Raw genomic sequence first — 17,107 nt, 5'->3', positions numbered from 1 at the left:
ACATGAAAGACGGCCCGGTCGAGGTCGAGCACGATGTCGCTCGGGGCGGCTTCCAAAACGTCGGCGGCGACCTCCCTCGCTCGGTCGACGAGCACGTCAGCGGCGGACAGCACCGCCGTGCCACCGACCTGTAGCGACTTCGAGCCGCCCGTACCACCGCCGCGCACCACGTCGTCTGTGTCGCCGTGGCGCACGGTGATCGCTTCGATCGGGATGCCGGTCTGGGCCGACGCGATCATGGCGAAGGCGGTGTGATGCCCCTGGCCGTGTGCCGACGACCCGGTGCGTACCAGCGCGCTGCCGTCCGGGTGCACCTCGATCGAACCGTGCTCGCCGCTGCGGAGGCCGTTGGTGACCTCGACGTAGGTCGACACGCCGATGCCGAGCAACGGGGCCTCACCCGCAGCGCGACGCCGCCGTTGTTCGGAACGAAGCTCGGAGTACCCGGCGGCGGTCAGCGCCTTGTCGAGGGCTCCTGCGTACTCGCCCGAGTCGTAGGTGGCACCGGTCGGTGTGGTGAAGGGAAAAGGACCGGCGATCAGGTTCCTACGGCGCACCTCGACGGCATCCATGCCCAGTTCGGCGGCGAAACAATCCATCATGCGCTCAATCGCGGCGGTCGCCTCCGGCCGTCCGGCGCCGCGGTAGGCATCCGCGGGCACGGGGTTGGTCACCACCGAAATTGCCGACACCGACACCGCCGCGATGTCGTAGGTGCCCGGCCCCCTCAGCCTGGTCATGAACGGCAGCACGGCCCCGACCGACGGGTAGGCCCCGCTGTCCTGGATCACGTCGAGGCGATAGGCCAGCACCGTGCCGTCGCGACGCCCGCCGATCGTGGCGTGCTGCACCTGCGCCCGCCCATGGCCCAGCCCGAGCATCGACTCGGACCGGGTCTCCACCCACCGCACGGGGCGGTCGAGGCGCCGGGCCAGCTCGGCGGTGAGTCGCTCCTCGGGGTACAGCCCGTTCTTGGGGCCGAACCCGCCGCCGACGTCGGGGCAGATCACCCGCACCTGCGCCTGGTCGAGCCCGAACATGACGGCCAGACCGTCCCGCACACCGTGTGGGTTCTGGGTGGTCGACCAGTGGGTGAGACGACCGTCCCGCCAGCGCGATGCCGCCACCCGCACCTCGAGCGGCACCGGCGCCAGGCGCTGGTTGACGATGCGCTGGGACACGACGACCTCACAGCCATCGAACGGGTCACGGTCGCCGAGATCGGCGCTGTCGGGCGCGGCAATCGTCACGGCGGTGTTGGTGCCCACCTCGGGGTACAGCACCAGCTCATCGGTTGCGGCACGCTCGGCATCGACCACCGCCGCCAGCGGGTCGACCTCGACGATCACCCGCTCGGCGGCGTCGACCGCCTGGGCACGGGTCTCGGCCACCACCGCTGCAATCGGCTCGCCGACGAAGCGCACCCGGTCGGTGGCGAGCAGCGGCCGGGCCATCCCCGGCGGCGCCATGCCCAGCGCCGGTGCGAGCGGCGCAAGGTCGAGGTCGTCGGCGGTGATCACGGCGACCACCCCTGGAGCATCGAGCGCCTCGGACGGATCGACGTCGACCAGCTCGCCGTGGGCGACGCCCGAGCGCACAAATACGACGTGGGCGGCGCCAGTCAGCTCGAGGTTCTCCACAAAAGTGCCCTCGCCCCGCAGCAGCGAGTCGTCCTCAACGCGGTTCACCCGCGTGCCGAGGATGCTGCCACCCGCCGGTGGAATGCTGCCGGTCTGTTCCATTCTGGCCCCCTCCCCGGACGTCCGCCTCTCAGGCGTCCTGGAACACCATCAGCGCTCCGACGTAGCAGGCCACCCACACCCGGCGGGTGGCCTTGTCGTAGGTGACGCCGATCGGGTGGTGCCTGGTGGGCAGCTCCTGCAGCTCGACCATGTCCGACGTCCGCACCTTCGACAACGTGTCGTCGGCGTAGTTCACCACGTACAGCGCCGTGCCGTCGTCGGAGAGCACCATCGACCGGGGCTGGTTGCCGGTGACCACCTCGCCGGTGACTTTGCGGGTGGCCGTGTCGATGCGCTTCACCTCGGCCTCCTCATTGAGCGTGACGAACAGCTGTTTGCCGTCCGGCGACAGGGCCACGCTGCGAGGCGCCTGGCCCACGTCCTTGATCCACTCGACCTCGAAGGTCGACAGATCGACGATGGCGATGTCGGAGGTGCCCATGGCGGTGACGTAAGCCACCGAGTCGTCGGGTGCGACGGCGATGCCCCTCGGGTAGCGACCGATGTCCACCCGTCGGGTCTCCTTGCCGGTCGCTGTGTCGACGATCGACAGGTCGTAACCACACCAGTTGGACACCAACAGGGTCGAATCGTCGTGGGTGATCGCGACGAACTTCGGCACCGGTCCCACCGGGATCACCTGATCGATCTCAAGGGTGTCGGTGGGGATCCGGTAGACGAAGCTGTCGTCGAAGCCCGACGGCGTGCACACGTCGGTGCCAGGGTTGTCCTGGCCCGGTCCGTACAGCTTGTACTGCGACACGTAGGCGGCCGACCCATCGGAGGTGAACACCGCCTCGACCGGTCCGCCCTTGAGTGCGGAGTTGCCGGGCAGGTCGAAGAAGGCCGGCACCACCTCGTCGTCGATCACCTTCACCTGTTCGAGGTCGCGGTTGTACACGGCCACGTTGTGGGCGTACATCATGTTCTGGGCGAAGAACAGGCCGCTGCCGGAGGCGACCACCGACTTGGGTCGAAGGGCAGGGTCGGTGATCGTGTCGACCAGGCTGAGCGTGCGTTGGGCAGCGGTCTTGCCATCGTCGGGCGCTGTCACCGGCGGAGCCGAGGTCGATGTCGAGGAGTCCGCCGACGCCTCGGCACGGCCGGTCGCCGCCTCCGCCGACCGCTCCGTGCTGACACGCCGCTCGGGGCCGGGGTCGGACAACACGCCAAAACCGATCACGCCGATGATCGTGGCGATCAGGATCCCGCCAAAGACTGCTGGGCCAGTGGCCGGCTGCGCCATCACACGACCCTACTCAGCGATCGCCAAGAACCCGGCACGCCTCGACGATGCCCGCCCACCGGTAGCGTAGGCACCCGATGATCTCCCCCCAGACCCTCCATCACCGGCCGCCGTCCACCCCCTCCGGGTCGGTCGCTCGCGCTGCGCTTCGGGCCGCCGCTGCGGCCGTCCTGATCATGGTGGTACTTCTGGTTGCGCCCAAGCCTTCGGGGGCGAGCGACACCACCGCCGATACCACCACCGACGCAACCGCAGCCGGGGAACAGATGACGGTTGGCAAGGCGGCGATCCTCGGCGTGGTCGAAGGCGTGACCGAGTATCTCCCGGTCTCCTCGACCGGCCACCTCTACGTCTCCCAGCAACTATTGGGTGTTGGCGACACCCAGGCGACCAAGGCTCCGGCGGACAGCTTCGCCATCGTGATCCAGGCGGGGGCCATCCTCGCCGTGCTCATCTTGTACCGCCGCCGAATCCTCTCGGTATTCCAGGGCGTCATCGGCCGCTCGGCAGAGGGCCGGACGGTTGGGATCGCGCTGGTCGTCGCCTTCCTTCCGGCTGCGATCATCGGTGTACTGGCCGAGGATGCGATCAAGTCCAAGCTGTTCGCCGGTTGGCCGATCGTCGTCGCCTGGGCGGTGGGTGGCGTCGCCATCCTGGTGCTGGCCGACCGCCTGCAGCACCGCCGGCCCTCCGACGCGGCAGCGGTCGACGGGGCGGCCGGCGGTACCCAGTCGGCCGGCCGAGCCAACGTCATCGGCACGGCGCTCGAGGCGATCACCCCCCGCCAGGCCTTGATCATCGGCCTGGCCCAGGTTGTGGCGATGTGGCCGGGCACCAGCCGTTCGTTGGTGACGATCGTGGCCGCCGTGCTCGTTGGCCTCAGCGTGTCGGCCGCCGTCGAGTTCAGCTTTCTGCTCGGCCTCGGCACCCTGGGTGCAGCGACCGCCTACGAGGCCCTGAAGAACGGGTCGCTGCTCGTCGACTCCTACGGCGGCGCCGAGATCGTCATCGGGCTGGTCGTCGCGTTCATCACCGCTGCGGTGGCGATCACCTGGATGGTGCGTTGGCTGGAGCGGCGATCGCTGGCGATCTTCGGCTGGTACCGGCTGGCGATCGCCGGGGTGGGTGCCGTGCTGCTGCTGACCGGCACGATTACCTCCACCCCCGGATGATCGCCAAGCCGCCGGGCGGCAGGCCATGAGCGCGCCCGGCTCCCGGGCTTCGACTGCGACTGCGACCGCGACCGGGGTCACCATCACCGGGGTCGTGCGCCGCTTCGGCGAAGCCCAGGTGCTGTCCGGGCTGAGCCTGAGCGTGGCACCGGGCGAGCTGATGGCGCTGCTCGGCCCCTCCGGGTCGGGCAAGACCACCCTGCTACGCCTGATCGCCGGCCTCGACCGTCCCGACGGGGGCACGATCGACCTGGGCGATCGGCGGGTGGCCGGCGGCTCGACGTTCGTCCCGGCCGAACGCCGCGGCGTGGGCCTGGTGTTTCAGGACTGGGCCCTGTTCCCTCACCTGTCTGTGGCCGCCAACGTCGGCTTCGGACTGCCCCGGCCCGAACGCCGGGCCTCACCCCGCATCGACACGGCGCTGGCCCGCGTGGGCATGGTCGGCTTTGGTGACCGGCGCCCCGACACCCTCTCGGGCGGTCAGCAGCAGCGGGTCGCCCTGGCCCGGGCGATGGCGCCCAGTCCCCGGGTGCTCTTGCTCGACGAGCCGTTCTCCAACCTGGACGCCGGGCTGCGGACCGACGTGCGAAGCGAGGTTCGACGAACGTTGCGCTCGATCGGGGTCACCGCCATCTTCGTCACCCACGACCGCGACGAGGCCTTCACCTTGGGCGACCGGGTGGCGATCGTCAACGAGGGAAGGATCGCCCAGGTCGGGACGCCCGAAGAGGTGTACGCCACGCCGAGCGATCGCTGGGTCGCCGGCTTTCTGGGCGACGCCAATTTCGTCCCGGGAACGATCGAGGCGGGCAGGCCGTCGGTGGCGGTGTCGCCTCTCGGCCCCCTGCCGATCCGCGGCATCGTCGGCCCGGGTCCGGTGAGCGTGCTCGTACGTCCGGAGGCGCTGACGATCCGATCGACGATCGACGGCCGTGCCGGCGGCAGCGGCGGGACCGACGACGGCGCCCTTGACGGAACCGACCCGGGTACCGGCTGGCGGGTCACCGAAGCGGAGTTCCTCGGACACTCGACGCTCACTCGGGTGACGCCGATCGGCGGTGCCGTCGCCGCCAGCGATGGTGAAGCGCTCACGCTGAGCATCCGCACGGGGGGTGCCCCGCCGGCCCGACCGGGCGAGGTGGTCGACGTGACCTACTCCGGCGGGCCTGCCGTCGCATGGGCGCCTGCGGAGGAGCCGCCCGGCCCCGTAGGGTGAACCGCCATGGAGCATCGATTTCTTGGTAATTCCGGCATGCGGGTGTCGGCGATCAGCTACGGCAACTGGTTGACCCACGGCTCGCAGATCGACGACGACGTCGCCATCGAGGCGGTCCATGCGGCCCTCGACGCCGGCATCACCACCTTCGATACCGCCGACGTCTACGCGGGCACCAAGGCCGAATCGGTCCTGGGCGAGGCCCTGCGGGGCGTGCAGCGCGAGTCGATCGAGCTGTTCACCAAGGTGTTCTGGCCCACCGGTCCGGGCGTCAACCAGCAAGGGCTGTCCCGCAAGCACATCATGGAATCGGTCGAGGGCTCGCTGCGCCGCCTGGGCACCGACCACATCGACCTGTACCAGGCCCATCGCTACGACCACCGCACCCCGCTCGAGGTGACGATGTCGGCGTTCGCCGACCTGGTCCACCAAGGCAAGGTCGCGTACCTGGGCGTGTCGGAGTGGACCGCCGACCAGATCCGCTCCGCCGCGGCGCTGGCCGACGAGCTCAAGGTGCCACTGGTGTCCAGCCAGCCGCAGTACTCGCTGTTGTGGCGGGTCATCGAGGCCGAGGTCGTCCCGACATGCGAGGAGCTGGGCATCAGCCAGATCGTCTGGTCGCCGCTGGCCCAGGGGGTGCTCACCGGAAAGTACCGCCCGGGCGAGGCGCCGCCCGAGGGCAGCCGGGCCACCGACGAGGCCGGTGGCAAGAACATGATCTCCCGGTGGATGAGCGACGACGTCCTCACCGCCGTGGCGAAGGTCTCGGCGCTGGCCGACGAGGCCGGTCTCTCGACCGCCGACCTGGCCCTGGCCTGGGTACTGCGCAACCCCAACGTCGCCTCGGCGATCGTGGGCGCGTCCAAGGCCGAGCAGGTCACCCGCAACGTGCAGGCGATCGACATCACCCTCGACGACGACCTGGTCGCCAAGGTCGAAGCGATCCTGCAACCGGTCACGACCACCGACCCGGGGAAAACGCTCAAGGATCAGCCCAAGGAACGTCTCTAAGGCGCCCGGTTGGTGAATGACCAGCGGGTGAGTCACCAACAACCGACCTCAACTCGGTCAACGGCCAGTGTCCTGGGCGACTACCTGCGGTTCTGGTCGGGCCGGGATTCGTTTCGTCCCCGTGCCACCCCGAGCACCGGATGGTTCCTGCCGCTGTGGGGCGTGTCGCTCGCCGTCGCCTACGCGTCGTCGATCGTCGTCACGATCGCAGTGGTCGCCTTCGGAAGTGACCCACCCGAAAACGCAATCGGCGACCTGGTTGAATCCGGTCCGGTGATCAGCCTCATACTGACGGCTGTGGTGCTCGCCCCCCTGATCGAAGAAGTGGCCTTTCGGCTGCCGATGTCCTTGCGCCCATGGCACGTCGCCGGTGGGATCGGCGTTCTGTCGGTCATGTTCGTGCCCAGCCTGTTCGGTGTGTCACTCGGGCAGGCGATCGTTGGTGGAGACGACGAGGCGCTCGCTGCGGTCGTCGAGGTGGCTCTGACGGTGGGCGTGATCGTCGTGCTCGGCCTGATCCTGCGCCGCCTGCTGCCCCGCGAGACCAACGACGGCCCGGCACTCGTGCCCACCCGGGTGCGCTTTGGGGTCATCGTCACCCTGACCGTGGTGTTCGCCGGTGCCCACCTGGGGAACTTCGCGGAGTTCACCTGGTTTCTTCCGGCGTTCATCCTGCCCCAGGTGTTGGTCGGCATGGTGCTCGCCTACGTGCGGGTCATCCGAAGCTGGTGGATGGGCGTCGCCATCCATGCGCTGAACAACGCTGTGGCGGTCGGCTTCGGGTTGCTGCCCCGCCTGGTCGGCCAGGACGGCGGGCAGGCAGTGGTGGGTGTCGCCATCGTGGGGTCGATCATCCTCCTCGGTGGTAGCTCGGCGATTGCGCTGGGCGTCAACGCCTACCTCACCTGGGAACGCAACCAGCACACCTTCCCCGGCGGCTACGCCGCGCCCACACACTCCCCCGGCGGCTACGCCGCGCCCGTGCCCCCCGCCGCAGGGGCGGCCGATCCCTGGCCCCACGGACGACCACCGCCGTGGCCGCCACCGTCCGGTCGCTCAACGGCCCCGGAGTCGACCGCCTTCGGCGACTAGCGACCACGCACCCCGCACCGGTACTGGGTGCCGTGACCGCTCCTGTGCCGTCGCATCCACCGATAACCCGACGCCGGCCTACAGAATCGTCGTCATGCCGACCACCCTCACGCTTATCGACGCATTCACCGCCTTGCCGTTCGCAGGCAACCAGGCGGCGGTCGCCGTGCTCGACCAGGAGCCGCCGAATGCCTGGATGCAGGCGGTCGCCGGCGAGCTACAACTGTCGGAGACCGCCTTTTGCTGGCCCGAGGATGACGCCCACCGCCTGCGCTGGTTCACCCCCGAGGTCGAGGTGGACCTGTGTGGGCACGCCACGCTGGCGGCGGCGGCAACGCTGTGGGCCGACGGCCACCTCCATCGCAACGAGGAGGCCACGTTTCTCACCCGATCCGGGCCGCTGGTGTGCCGACGCATCGCATCGGGCGAGATCGACCTCGACCTTCCGGCGCATCAACCCGAACCGACGACGACCTCGCTGGACTGGGCGTCACTCGGCCTGGCCGAGCACCCGAGCGAGATCCTCGCCGGACCCGGGGCCGGCGCCACGGGCTTCCTGATCGCTGTGCTCGACGATGCGGCTGCGGTCCGCTCCGCCCGCTTCGACCCGTCGGCGCTGGCGCGCTCCGAGGACCGTCCGCTGGTGCTCACCGCCCCAGGGGACGGCAACCTCGATGTCGTCAGCCGCGTGTTCGCTCCCAGCCTGGGCATCGCCGAGGACGCCGTGACCGGCTCGGCCCATGCACTGCTGGCGCCCTATTGGGCGCACCGGCTGGGCCGGGACACGTTGGCCTGCCACCAGGCGTCACAACGGGGTGGCGACCTGCGGGCGATCGTCGCCGACGATCGCGTCGTTCTGACCGGCCGGGCGGTCGTCATGGGCCATCTGATACTCACCCAGATGGCCTCGCCCGCTCAGTAACGCTGGAGTGAGCTAAATACCCTTGGGCTTCAGCTTGTACTGGGCCAGGGCCGCCAGCCAGTCGATGGTCAGCGCCAGCAGGCCGACCAGAGCGGCACCGACGAACAGCGCCGTGTTGCGCTGCAACTTCAGCCCCGAGTTGATCGTTTCGCCCAGGGCGCCACCACCGATGAACGTTGCCAGCGCAGCGGTACCCACGTTGATCACCAGCGCAGTGCGCACCCCGGCGAGGATGACCGGCACCGCTAGGGGCAGTTCGATGCGCGTCAGCACCTGGAACCCCGAGTACCCCATGCCCTTGCCCGCCTCCATGTAGGAGCGGTCGACCTGTTCGAGGCCCACCATCGTGTTGCGTAGTACCGGCAGGATGCCGAAGACGATCAGCGCGATGATCACGGTGCGCATGCCCGTGCCGATCCAGGCCGCAAACAGCACCAACAGGCCGTAAGCCGGAATGGCCTGCCCGGAGTTGGCGACCGTGAGGATCGGCCCGGAAAACTTCTTGAACCCCTCGCGGGTGATGAAGATGCCGAGCGGGATGGCGATCGAGATCACCAGCAGGGTCGACCAGAAGGTGATCTGCAGGTGCTGCCAGGTCTGGATGCGCAGGTTGGCAGGCGAGAGGATCTTCTTGGTGGTCACGTCCATGTCGGCGAACTGCCACACGGTGATGAGCAGGATCAACAACAATCCCATGGCGATCGGGGTGATGATCAGGTCGAAGTTCCACGTGCGGCCGGGCGCGTCAGACTCGACGTCGTCGGGCGACTGTGCCTCGGCCGCCGCTATGGCCAGATCGCTCATGAGGTGCCCTTCGCCGTGTCGCCGTTGCGGGCCGATGCATGCGTGGCCAGGTCTGCCGTCGGGTCGACAGTGGGTGCATCCACACCGGCGGCGGCCGCCCGTCGTGCTTCCGCCCGATAGACCGCCTGTTCGTCCCGGGCGGTGGCCTCGGTCTTGCGCACCATCTCGGCCAGGGCCTCCAGCGTGATGACGCCCCGGTAGGTGCCGTCGGTGTTGACGACCACCGCCGATCCGTAGGTGGAGCGAATCATCGATTCCAAAGCATCACGGAGCGTGTGGTCGGACTCGACCGCCACACGCACAGGTAACCCCGACTGCGCGATGGACGACTTGCCTCCCTCGACCGCCTCCCGGTCGAGCCAGCGGATCGGGCGCCGCTGCTCGTCGAGCAGCACCACCCAATCGTCGTCGGCCTGCTCGAGCGCCGCCAGCACCTTGGGGCGGTCGGCCGGCAGGCTGACCGTTGGGTACTGCGGGATGTCGAGGTCGCGCACCCGCTCGAGCGTCAGCCCCTTCAGCAGGGCACCCGAGCCGAGGAACTCCTTGACGAAGGCGTTGGCCGGGCTGGCCAGGATATTGGTGGGCGTATCCAGCTGGGCCACCTTGGACTGCTCCCGCAGAATGGCGATCTTGTCGCCCATCTTCACGGCCTCGTCGATGTCGTGGGTGACGAACACGATCGTCTTCTGCAGCTCGGCCTGCAACCGCAAAAATTCGTTCTGCAGACGATCCCGGGTGATCGGGTCGATGGCACCGAAGGGCTCATCCATCAGCAACACGTCGGGGTCGGCGGCCAGCGCCCGGGCGACGCCCACCCGCTGGGCCTGCCCGCCGGACAACTCCTTGGGATAGCGGCTGAGGTACTGCTCGGGGTCCATCCCCACCATGGTGAGCAGGTACTTGGCCCGCTCCTCTATGTCGGATTTGTTCCAGCCCAGCAGGCGGGGAACCGTTGCAATGTTCTGATAGATGTTGCGGTGTGGGAACAGACCGATCTGCTGGATGACGTAGCCCATCTGTCGGCGCAGCTGGTCGGGGTTGACGTTGGTGACGTCCTTACCCTCGAAGATGATCCGCCCGGCGGTCGGCTCGATCATGCGGTTGATCAGGCGCAGCGTGGTGCTCTTACCGCAGCCTGAGGGCCCGACGAGCACAAGGATCTCGCCCTTCTTGATCTCGAGATCGAGGTCGGACACCGCCGGAGCTTTGCTGCCGGGGTAGGTCTTGGAGACCCCCTGCAACTGGATGAGCGTTTCGGACACGATGGTCTCCTGTGGATGCTATGCGAACTTCGGTGCGGGCGAACTGGGGAACGGGCGGTGGGCGCTAGCGGATGCCGCGGGGCGTGGTGGCGCGGCGGATGCCGACGAAGATGAGGTCGATCACAAGCGCCAGGGCGATCGTGCCGAGGGTGCCCACCCAGATCGCCTCGAGCGAGTTGGGCAGCCCCAAACGGCTGAGCCCCTTTTTGATGAAGTCGCCGAGACCGCCGCCGGCGATCAGCGTGGCGATGGCGGCGATGCCGGTGGTGAGCAGCGCCGAGACCCGGATGCCGGTGATGATCACTGGCCAGGCCAGGGGCAACTCCACCTTGAAAAGCCGTTCGGTGCTCGACAGGCCCATGCCCTTGGCCGACTCGAGCACGTCGGGGCTGACGCCGTTGAGCCCGGTCACCGTGTTGCGCATGATCGGCAGCAGCGCATAGAGCAACAGTGCGACGAAGGCGGGCTTGAAGCCAAGCCCCAGGATCGGGATGAAGAGGGTGAAGAGTGCCAGGGAGGGGAACGTGAGAAACACGCTGGCGATTCCCAACGCCACCTCCCTGGCCACCGGACGGTGCCTCACCGCCACCCCCAACGACACCGAGATGACGGTGGCGGAGATGGTGACCAACACGACGTAGGTGGCGTGTTGAATCAACGCCTCCGTGAAGCTGTCGTTGTCGAGTTGCTTCTGAAAGTACTCCCAGAAGCTCTGCAGGCTCTCAACCATCCGGTGCTGTTCTTCCTCTCGAGGTGAACGGAGGGCCCGGTGCGGGCCCTCCAGGGGCGTCAGCCGTCGATGAGACCGGCGTCCACCAGGTGCTGCTTGGCCACGTCGGCCGGATCCTCACCCTCGGCGGACACCTGCTCGTTCAGCGCGGTCATCGTCTCCTGATCGAGCGACCCGAGCACCGCGTCGGCGATCGTGTCGAACGCCTCGGGCGCCTCGTCGTAGACGTCCTTGCGAACGTTGATCGAGATGTTGTAGATGATCATCGCGCCGCCGTCGTCGACCACGCTCAGGTCGAGCTCGGAGATGCGACCGTCGGTGGTGAACACCTCACCGAAGTCGCAGTTGCCCTTCTGGGTCTCGGTGTAGATGATGCCGGTGTCCTGGATCTCCTGCTGGCTCTTGGGGATCTTGTACCCGGTGGCCTCCTCGAAGAGCACCAGACCGTCGGAACGGCTGGGGAACTCGGACTCCATGCACACCTTGGCGTCGGGGTTCTTCTTCAGGTAGGCGGCCATCGAGTCGAAGTCGAAGGCGCCGCCGTTCTTCTCGGTGAGGTCCGGACCGGTGGCGAAGCCGTAGGTGTTGTTGAACGGCGCACGCCCCACCCACACAATGTCGTTCTTCTCGAGGTCCATCTGGCGGACCTTCTCGGTGAGCTCCTCGCCGTCGCTGGACGGATCCTCCTGCTTGAGGTGCTCGGTCCAGCCGGTGCCGTTGTACTCGGCGTAGCTGTCGATCTCACCGGACAGGAGGGCCGCACGGGCCACGTTGGTGCCACCAAGGTTGATCTTGCGGTCGACGTCGGCACCGGCGGCCTCGAAGGCGTCGGCCAACATGTTGCCCAGGATCAACTGCTCATCGAAGTCCTTCGAGCCGACAGAGAGGCTCACCCCGCTGAGGTCGGCGTCGGCGAGTGGGCTGTCGGCGGCTGCGGTGTCGCCACCGCTGCTCTCGCCATTGTCGTCACCGCAAGCGGCCAACGGCAGGACCACCAGCGCGGCTGCGGCGACGGCGAACCTCCCAAATCGTCGGTTCTGAGTCATGAACAGTCCTTTCGGTTGTCGTTCAACGGGGGGTTGACCCCGTGACCGGCGAAACCTGCGTGGACACTCCGGGGCCTGCTCACGCGTCGTTGCGCGGGGCACCTTCCGGACCACGGTTTCCCTCACCTGGTCACAGCGCCTCACCGCACGTTGCGGTCAAATGGCGCAAAAGGACCGTAGCGCGATGGGTCACCCGATCCCACTGAAGCTCACTCAACGTTAAGATTGGGTAACTTTGCACTGGCGGGTCAAGCCGCCGAGGGGTCGATCCCGACGCGCTTATTGCTGGCACTCGACGATCAACGACGTCAATCCCCGCAAGGTGAAACTGGCTCGATAACGAGGCTGATCGACCAGCTCGAGGGAGCCGAACCTGTCGATCAGCGCATCGAAGACGATCTCGCCCTCGGCCCGCGCCAGCGACGCACCCAGGCAGTGGTGGGGCCCCCATCCAAAGCTGAGCGGCGGTGGCGTCGCGCGGTCGACGAACCTGCCGACGTCCAAGGTGTCAGCGTTGGGATACGCCGCCTCGTCACGGTTGCCGCTGCCCTGGAGGACGGTGAAGAGCTGGCCGTACGGCATCGTCTCGTAGAAGAGTTCCACCTCGCGCAGCACCGCCCGCACGTTGAGCTGCACCGGGGAATCCCAGCGCAGCAACTCCCACACCGCCGAGGGGATCAGCGTGTGATCGGCCCGAAGGCGCGTCATCTCATCAGGGTGGGTGAGGAGGGCGAACAGACCATTGCCGATCAGGTTGGTCGTCGTTTCGAAGCCTGCGGCGTACATCAGCCCGGTGTTGGCCAACAGCTCCTCGTGGCTGAGGCGGTCGCCCGCCTCCTCCACGTCGATCAGGGCGCTGAGCAGCCGATCATCGGGGACCCGGCGTTTGTCGGCGATCAGTTGCTCGAACACCTCGGCCATCACCGCCACGCCCGCCTCCGCCCGGGCGATCGCTTCGTCGTCGGCGGCGGCATCGATGAAGGCCGTGCTCGCCCGGACGTGGGGCGCCAGCGTCTCGTGTAGCTCGGGCGGCACGCCCAACAGATCGGAGATCACCGCCGCCGGCAGGCGGGCCCCGAGCACCTCGAGCACGTCGACCGTGCCCGCCTCTGCCATCTCGTCGAGGATCGGGGTGAGCAGCGCCTCGATCCTCGGCCGCATCGCCTCGATACGACGCGGCGTGAACGTACGGCTGACCAGTGCCCGCAACCGGGTGTGATCGGGCGGGTTGGCGAACAGCATCGACCCGCGACGGTCCTCTGGGCGTCGCTCTCGTCCGCTCAGGCCCGGGGGCAGATCCATGTCGGGCTCCGGGCGGCCCAACGCGGGGTTGCGCAACACCTCGAGGCAGCTCTCGTAGTCGGCGACGATCATCGATCCGATCGCCGAGCGATAACGACGGAGCCCCTCGCGGATCTCCCGGTACGGGCCGTAGGGATCCTGACGGCCTTCGTCGGTGAGGATCGCGTTCGACAACGCGATATCGGCCTCGTCCGGCGAGAGCCGACCTCGGGGAGCTCTGTCTACATCGGTGGGTGGGACGGCGCTCACGTCCGTACGGTAATCCGACCCTCTCCAGCGCGTCACCGAATGATCGGCGTCAACCGATCAGCACGGCCCACACCGGCAAGGTGAACAGAGCGATCACCACCCCCAGGCCGACCAGCGAGGTCACCGTGTCCTCATCCAGTCCGGCCGCCGTCGCCACGATGCCGGCGGTGATCATCGGAGGCGTGGCCGATTCGAGCACCGAGACGTCCCATTCGATCGATGAACGACCTCCGACCACCACCGCCACGGCGAGCACGGCGGCGGGAAGCACGAACAGGCGGAGGCCCAGGCCCAACACGACCGGACCGTCGGGAACGCTCAGGCGACGCTGGGACAGCCGAAGCCCGATCCCGACCATCGCCAGCGGGGTCAGCGAGGCCGCCAGCACGTCAAAGGCCGAGGTGAGCGATCCGGGCAGCGCCACACCCCGAAGAGCGAAGGCGACGACGAGGGCGACGAAGGGCGGAAAGCTCACCGTCCGGCGCAGCATTGCAGCACCCCCCGGGGAGGCGGCCTCCGAGCCGCCATAACGGGCGGCGATGACCGCTCCATAGGTCGACAGCGCAAGGAACGTCCCCAGCTGGTCGTAGAGCACGGCGGTCGGCAGCCCCTCGGGACCGAGCAGGGCCTCGACCGCCGGGAATCCGAGGAAGCTGGTGTTGCCGAGCGGCACGACCAACAGCAAGGCGCCCGTCACCTGCCGGGACCATCCGGCGCGCGTGGCCACCACCCAGACGACCAGGGCGCTCACGACGACGATCGACCAGGCGACGGCGACGGGCACCAGCGCAGTCCGGTCGAGCTCAAGGCCTGGGATCGTGGCCAGCACCAGTGCGGGAAACGCCAGGTTCAACACGACCCAGTCGGTCCCAGCGGCCGCACCCGGGGGTGGTTCGAGCCAGCGCCCGGCAGCGACCGCCACTCCCAGGATCACCGCCACTGCGATCACGAGACCGCCTGGGCGGTGGGACGGCCGCGACCTCGGAGCGTACGGATCACGGACCGATCACAACGGGTTCAGCCGCGCAGGGAACGGTGCTGGATCAAGCGAGCCAGCACAGCGAGCACCTCGTCGGGCGACGCCACGCGGTGGGTCGCCGCCGTGACCTCGGAGCCAACCTTGATTCCGATATCGGCGTCCCCGAGCACGGCAAAGCCGTCTTCGTCGGTGACGTCGTCGCCGACGAAGACGGTGACGTCAGGCTCGGTCTGGTCGATCAAGGCCTTCAGCGCCTCACCTTTATTGGCACCCGCCACCGCGAATTCGGCCACCATCTTTCCCGTACGCACGTGGACCCCCGGCCGGTTTGCCAGCCGCTCGATCAGGGCGTCGGCGGCGCGTGCGCCGGCGACAGGGTCGGCGAGGCGGTAATGGAAGGCCACGCCGACGGGTTTGGTCTCGATTCGGCTGCCGGGCACCAGCGCCACTTCGGCACCGACCTCGGCGACCAATTCCTTCAACAGTTGTGCCGCCTCATCGTGTGGCGGCCGGGGCAACCCGGCGGGGTCATGGCCGGCTTCTCGGTCGGCCGCCCCGGCGGGGGCGACACGCTCGGCGCCGTGGCTGCCGATCAACCCGATCGCACGGGGCGGGCAAGCCAGCGCCACCAGCGCGTCCAGTGATCGGCCGGACACCAAGCTGACCCACGTGGCCGGGAGCGCCGCCAGATCCGCCAGCGCGTCGATGGCACCGAGCAGCGGCGCAGCGCGATCGGGGTCGTCGACGATTGGTGCCAACGTGCCGTCGTAGTCGCAGGCCACCAGCAGGGTGCCCGAAGCGGCGGCGCGGTCGAGGGCGGCGACGAGGGCGGCATCGAGGGTCGGCTCCCCGACCTGCGCGCTCATCGGTCCACACCGAGGGCGTCCAGCCAGTCTTCGGCCCAACGGTGCACATCGCTGTCGATGACCGACTGGCGCAGCAGGCTCATGCGCCGGTGTTGCTCGTCCACCGGCATGTTGACCGCCCGTTCGATCGCCAGCTTCAGGCCGTCGATGTCGTACGGGTTGACCATCAACGCATCTCCCATCGTCTCGGCCGCACCGGCGAACTCGGACAGCACCAGCGCCCCCGTGTTGTCGACGCGGGTGGCCACGTACTCCTTACACACCAGGTTCATCCCGTCGCGCACCGCCGTCACCAGCATCACGTCGGCGGCCAGGTACAACGCCACCAACTCATCGAGGCTGTGATGACGGTGCAGGTACTGCATCGGGACGGCGCCGACCTCGCCGTAATGACCGTTGATCTCGCCGACCATGCGGTCGATGCGGTCCCGGAAGTCGGCGTAGTCGCTGACGTTCTCCCGGGTGGGCTCGGCCACCTGGATGAACACGTGACGCCCAACGGTGAGCCGGTCCTCCTCGAGCAGCTCGCGGAAGGCCCGCAGGCGACGGGCGAGGCCCTTGGTGTAATCGAGCCGATCGACGCCGAGCAGGATCCGCTCCGGGTTGCCCAGGCTTTGGCGTACCTCCCGTGCCCGGTCGATCATTTCCGGGTCGGTCGCCATCTGCTCGAGGGTGGCGGTGTCGACGCCGATGCCGAAGGTCTCCACCCGGATCGTGCGCCCACCGGCTTCATCGGGGAGGCGCACGTTGGAACCTTCAACCTTGGCGTCGGCGACCAGCGCGGCCAGGCTTCGGAAGTTGGCGGCACCGCCCTGGGTCTGAAACCCGACGACGTCGGCGCCGAGAAGCCCCTCGGTAATCGTGCGTCGCCACGGCAGCTGGAGAAACAGCTCGACCGGTGGAAAAGGGATGTGGAGAAAGAAGCCGATGCGCAGATCGGGTCGTAGCTCGCGCAGCATGCCGGGAACGAGTTGCAGGTGGTAGTCGTGCACCCACACGACCGCACCGGGGGCCGCCCACAGCGCTGCCGCCTTTGCGAAGCGGCGGTTGACCGCCCGATAGGCGTCCCACCAGGTGCGGTGGTACTCCGAGCGGACGATCGAGTCGTGATAAAGCGGCCACAGGGTGCGGTTGGCGAACCCCTCGTAGAACAGCTCGACCTCCCCCCTCGACAGCGGCACGGGGGCCAGCGCCAGCCCGTCGACCACCAGGGGCTCCTCCTCGTCGGTACCGGTGGTGCCGGACCATCCCAGCCACATGGCGTCGCTCCTCTGGGAGAGGACGGGTGACAGGGCGGTCACCAGCCCACCGGGGGAGGTCTCCCAATGGGTGCCTTCGGGGGAGGTCACCCGCCGCACCGGCAGGCGATTGGCGAGCACCAACAACCCGGAGGTCCCGTGCTTGGGAATGGTTCCCCCGTCCGCCTCGTCGACCTCGCTTTTCTGAACCGCATCGTCTGTGGCCATCA

Annotated in this window: 15 protein-coding genes; 5 read left to right on the top strand and 10 right to left on the bottom strand. The window is 68.3% G+C overall.

All coding sequences use genetic code 11. The features are described from left to right. Both PKD89_RS13380 and PKD89_RS13375 read right to left on the bottom strand, forming a co-directional pair. On the bottom strand, positions 1 to 1,742 hold a 1,742-nt coding region (locus tag PKD89_RS13380), incomplete at its 3' end, for a xanthine dehydrogenase family protein molybdopterin-binding subunit (protein WP_324332495.1). Between the two features lie 28 nt (positions 1,743 to 1,770). After that, entirely contained in the window at positions 1,771 to 2,988 is a 1,218-nt protein-coding gene (locus PKD89_RS13375) for a YncE family protein (RefSeq protein ID WP_287378939.1), read from the bottom strand. 77 nt (positions 2,989 to 3,065) lie between these two features. Here PKD89_RS13375 and PKD89_RS13370 point away from each other — a divergent pair, with 77 nt between their 5' ends. The 5 genes from PKD89_RS13370 to PKD89_RS13350 all read left to right on the top strand — a co-directional run bounded on the left by PKD89_RS13370 (position 3,066) and on the right by PKD89_RS13350 (position 8,401). After that, positions 3,066 to 4,160, top strand: coding sequence for an undecaprenyl-diphosphate phosphatase (locus tag PKD89_RS13370; protein ID WP_287389839.1), 1,095 nt, complete (start codon positions 3,066 to 3,068; stop codon positions 4,158 to 4,160). 25 nt (positions 4,161 to 4,185) lie between these two features. Next, a complete protein-coding gene (locus tag PKD89_RS13365; protein ID WP_287378937.1) occupies positions 4,186 to 5,376 on the top strand; it encodes an ABC transporter ATP-binding protein in 1,191 nt (396 codons plus the stop codon). A 6-nt stretch (positions 5,377 to 5,382) separates the two neighbouring features. Further along, complete coding sequence (locus PKD89_RS13360) at positions 5,383 to 6,387, top strand: aldo/keto reductase family protein (RefSeq protein WP_287378936.1); 1,005 nt, start codon at positions 5,383 to 5,385, stop codon at positions 6,385 to 6,387. A 27-nt stretch (positions 6,388 to 6,414) separates the two neighbouring features. Further along, on the top strand, positions 6,415 to 7,479 hold the full coding sequence (locus PKD89_RS13355; RefSeq protein ID WP_289011403.1) for a CPBP family glutamic-type intramembrane protease: 1,065 nt from the start codon (positions 6,415 to 6,417) through the stop codon (positions 7,477 to 7,479). 94 nt (positions 7,480 to 7,573) lie between these two features. Further along, the gene (locus tag PKD89_RS13350; RefSeq protein WP_289011405.1) at positions 7,574 to 8,401 is read left to right on the top strand and encodes a PhzF family phenazine biosynthesis protein; all 828 of its coding nucleotides are present in this window, start codon (positions 7,574 to 7,576) and stop codon (positions 8,399 to 8,401) included. 12 nt (positions 8,402 to 8,413) lie between these two features. On the opposite strand, the gene PKD89_RS13345 is transcribed toward PKD89_RS13350, so the two are convergent. The 8 genes from PKD89_RS13345 to PKD89_RS13310 all read right to left on the bottom strand — a co-directional run bounded on the left by PKD89_RS13345 (position 8,414) and on the right by PKD89_RS13310 (position 17,105). Then, positions 8,414 to 9,205 (bottom strand): ABC transporter permease, encoded by a 792-nt coding sequence (locus tag PKD89_RS13345; protein WP_289011406.1) that lies wholly within the window; start codon positions 9,203 to 9,205, stop codon positions 8,414 to 8,416. After that, the gene (locus PKD89_RS13340) at positions 9,202 to 10,467 is read right to left on the bottom strand and encodes an ABC transporter ATP-binding protein (protein WP_289011407.1); all 1,266 of its coding nucleotides are present in this window, start codon (positions 10,465 to 10,467) and stop codon (positions 9,202 to 9,204) included. Before PKD89_RS13340 ends, PKD89_RS13345 begins: the two co-directional genes overlap by 4 nt. Positions 10,468 to 10,531: 64 nt before the next feature. Further along, positions 10,532 to 11,197, bottom strand: a complete 666-nt coding sequence (locus PKD89_RS13335) for an ABC transporter permease (RefSeq protein WP_287389851.1) — start codon at positions 11,195 to 11,197, stop codon at positions 10,532 to 10,534. 59 nt (positions 11,198 to 11,256) lie between these two features. Then, positions 11,257 to 12,243: a glycine betaine ABC transporter substrate-binding protein gene (locus tag PKD89_RS13330; protein ID WP_289011409.1), complete on the bottom strand. Its 987-nt coding sequence runs from the start codon at positions 12,241 to 12,243 to the stop codon at positions 11,257 to 11,259. A 279-nt stretch (positions 12,244 to 12,522) separates the two neighbouring features. Next, positions 12,523 to 13,794: a cytochrome P450 gene (locus PKD89_RS13325; RefSeq protein ID WP_289011410.1), complete on the bottom strand. Its 1,272-nt coding sequence runs from the start codon at positions 13,792 to 13,794 to the stop codon at positions 12,523 to 12,525. A 49-nt stretch (positions 13,795 to 13,843) separates the two neighbouring features. Next, a complete protein-coding gene (locus tag PKD89_RS13320) occupies positions 13,844 to 14,734 on the bottom strand; it encodes an AEC family transporter (protein ID WP_287389858.1) in 891 nt (296 codons plus the stop codon). 77 nt (positions 14,735 to 14,811) lie between these two features. After that, positions 14,812 to 15,639 (bottom strand): trehalose-phosphatase, encoded by an 828-nt coding sequence (gene otsB / locus PKD89_RS13315; protein ID WP_287378927.1) that lies wholly within the window; start codon positions 15,637 to 15,639, stop codon positions 14,812 to 14,814. Then, the gene (locus PKD89_RS13310; protein WP_287378926.1) at positions 15,636 to 17,105 is read right to left on the bottom strand and encodes an alpha,alpha-trehalose-phosphate synthase (UDP-forming); all 1,470 of its coding nucleotides are present in this window, start codon (positions 17,103 to 17,105) and stop codon (positions 15,636 to 15,638) included. Before PKD89_RS13310 ends, otsB begins: the two co-directional genes overlap by 4 nt. Between the last annotated feature and the right edge of the window lie 2 nt (positions 17,106 to 17,107).

The sequence above is a fragment of the Candidatus Neomicrothrix sp. genome (assembly GCF_035329545.1).
Lineage (GTDB): Bacteria > Actinomycetota > Acidimicrobiia > Acidimicrobiales > Microtrichaceae > Microthrix > Microthrix subdominans.
This window is presented reverse-complemented; position numbering and strand designations above follow the sequence as displayed.

Excerpts from the sequence above, each read along its gene's own strand:
- PKD89_RS13375 (WP_287378939.1), bottom strand. The coding sequence starts at position 2,988 with ATGGCGCAGCCGGCCACTGGCCCAGCAGTCTTTGGCGGGATCCTGATC.
- PKD89_RS13370 (WP_287389839.1), top strand. The coding sequence starts at position 3,066 with ATGATCTCCCCCCAGACCCTCCATCACCGGCCGCCGTCCACCCCCTCC.
- PKD89_RS13365 (WP_287378937.1), top strand. The coding sequence starts at position 4,186 with ATGAGCGCGCCCGGCTCCCGGGCTTCGACTGCGACTGCGACCGCGACC.
- PKD89_RS13360 (WP_287378936.1), top strand. The coding sequence starts at position 5,383 with ATGGAGCATCGATTTCTTGGTAATTCCGGCATGCGGGTGTCGGCGATC.
- PKD89_RS13350 (WP_289011405.1), top strand. The coding sequence starts at position 7,574 with ATGCCGACCACCCTCACGCTTATCGACGCATTCACCGCCTTGCCGTTC.
- PKD89_RS13345 (WP_289011406.1), bottom strand. The coding sequence starts at position 9,205 with ATGAGCGATCTGGCCATAGCGGCGGCCGAGGCACAGTCGCCCGACGAC.
- PKD89_RS13335 (WP_287389851.1), bottom strand. The coding sequence starts at position 11,197 with ATGGTTGAGAGCCTGCAGAGCTTCTGGGAGTACTTTCAGAAGCAACTC.
- PKD89_RS13330 (WP_289011409.1), bottom strand. The coding sequence starts at position 12,243 with ATGACTCAGAACCGACGATTTGGGAGGTTCGCCGTCGCCGCAGCCGCG.
- otsB (WP_287378927.1), bottom strand. The coding sequence starts at position 15,639 with ATGAGCGCGCAGGTCGGGGAGCCGACCCTCGATGCCGCCCTCGTCGCC.
- PKD89_RS13310 (WP_287378926.1), bottom strand. The coding sequence starts at position 17,105 with ATGGCCACAGACGATGCGGTTCAGAAAAGCGAGGTCGACGAGGCGGAC.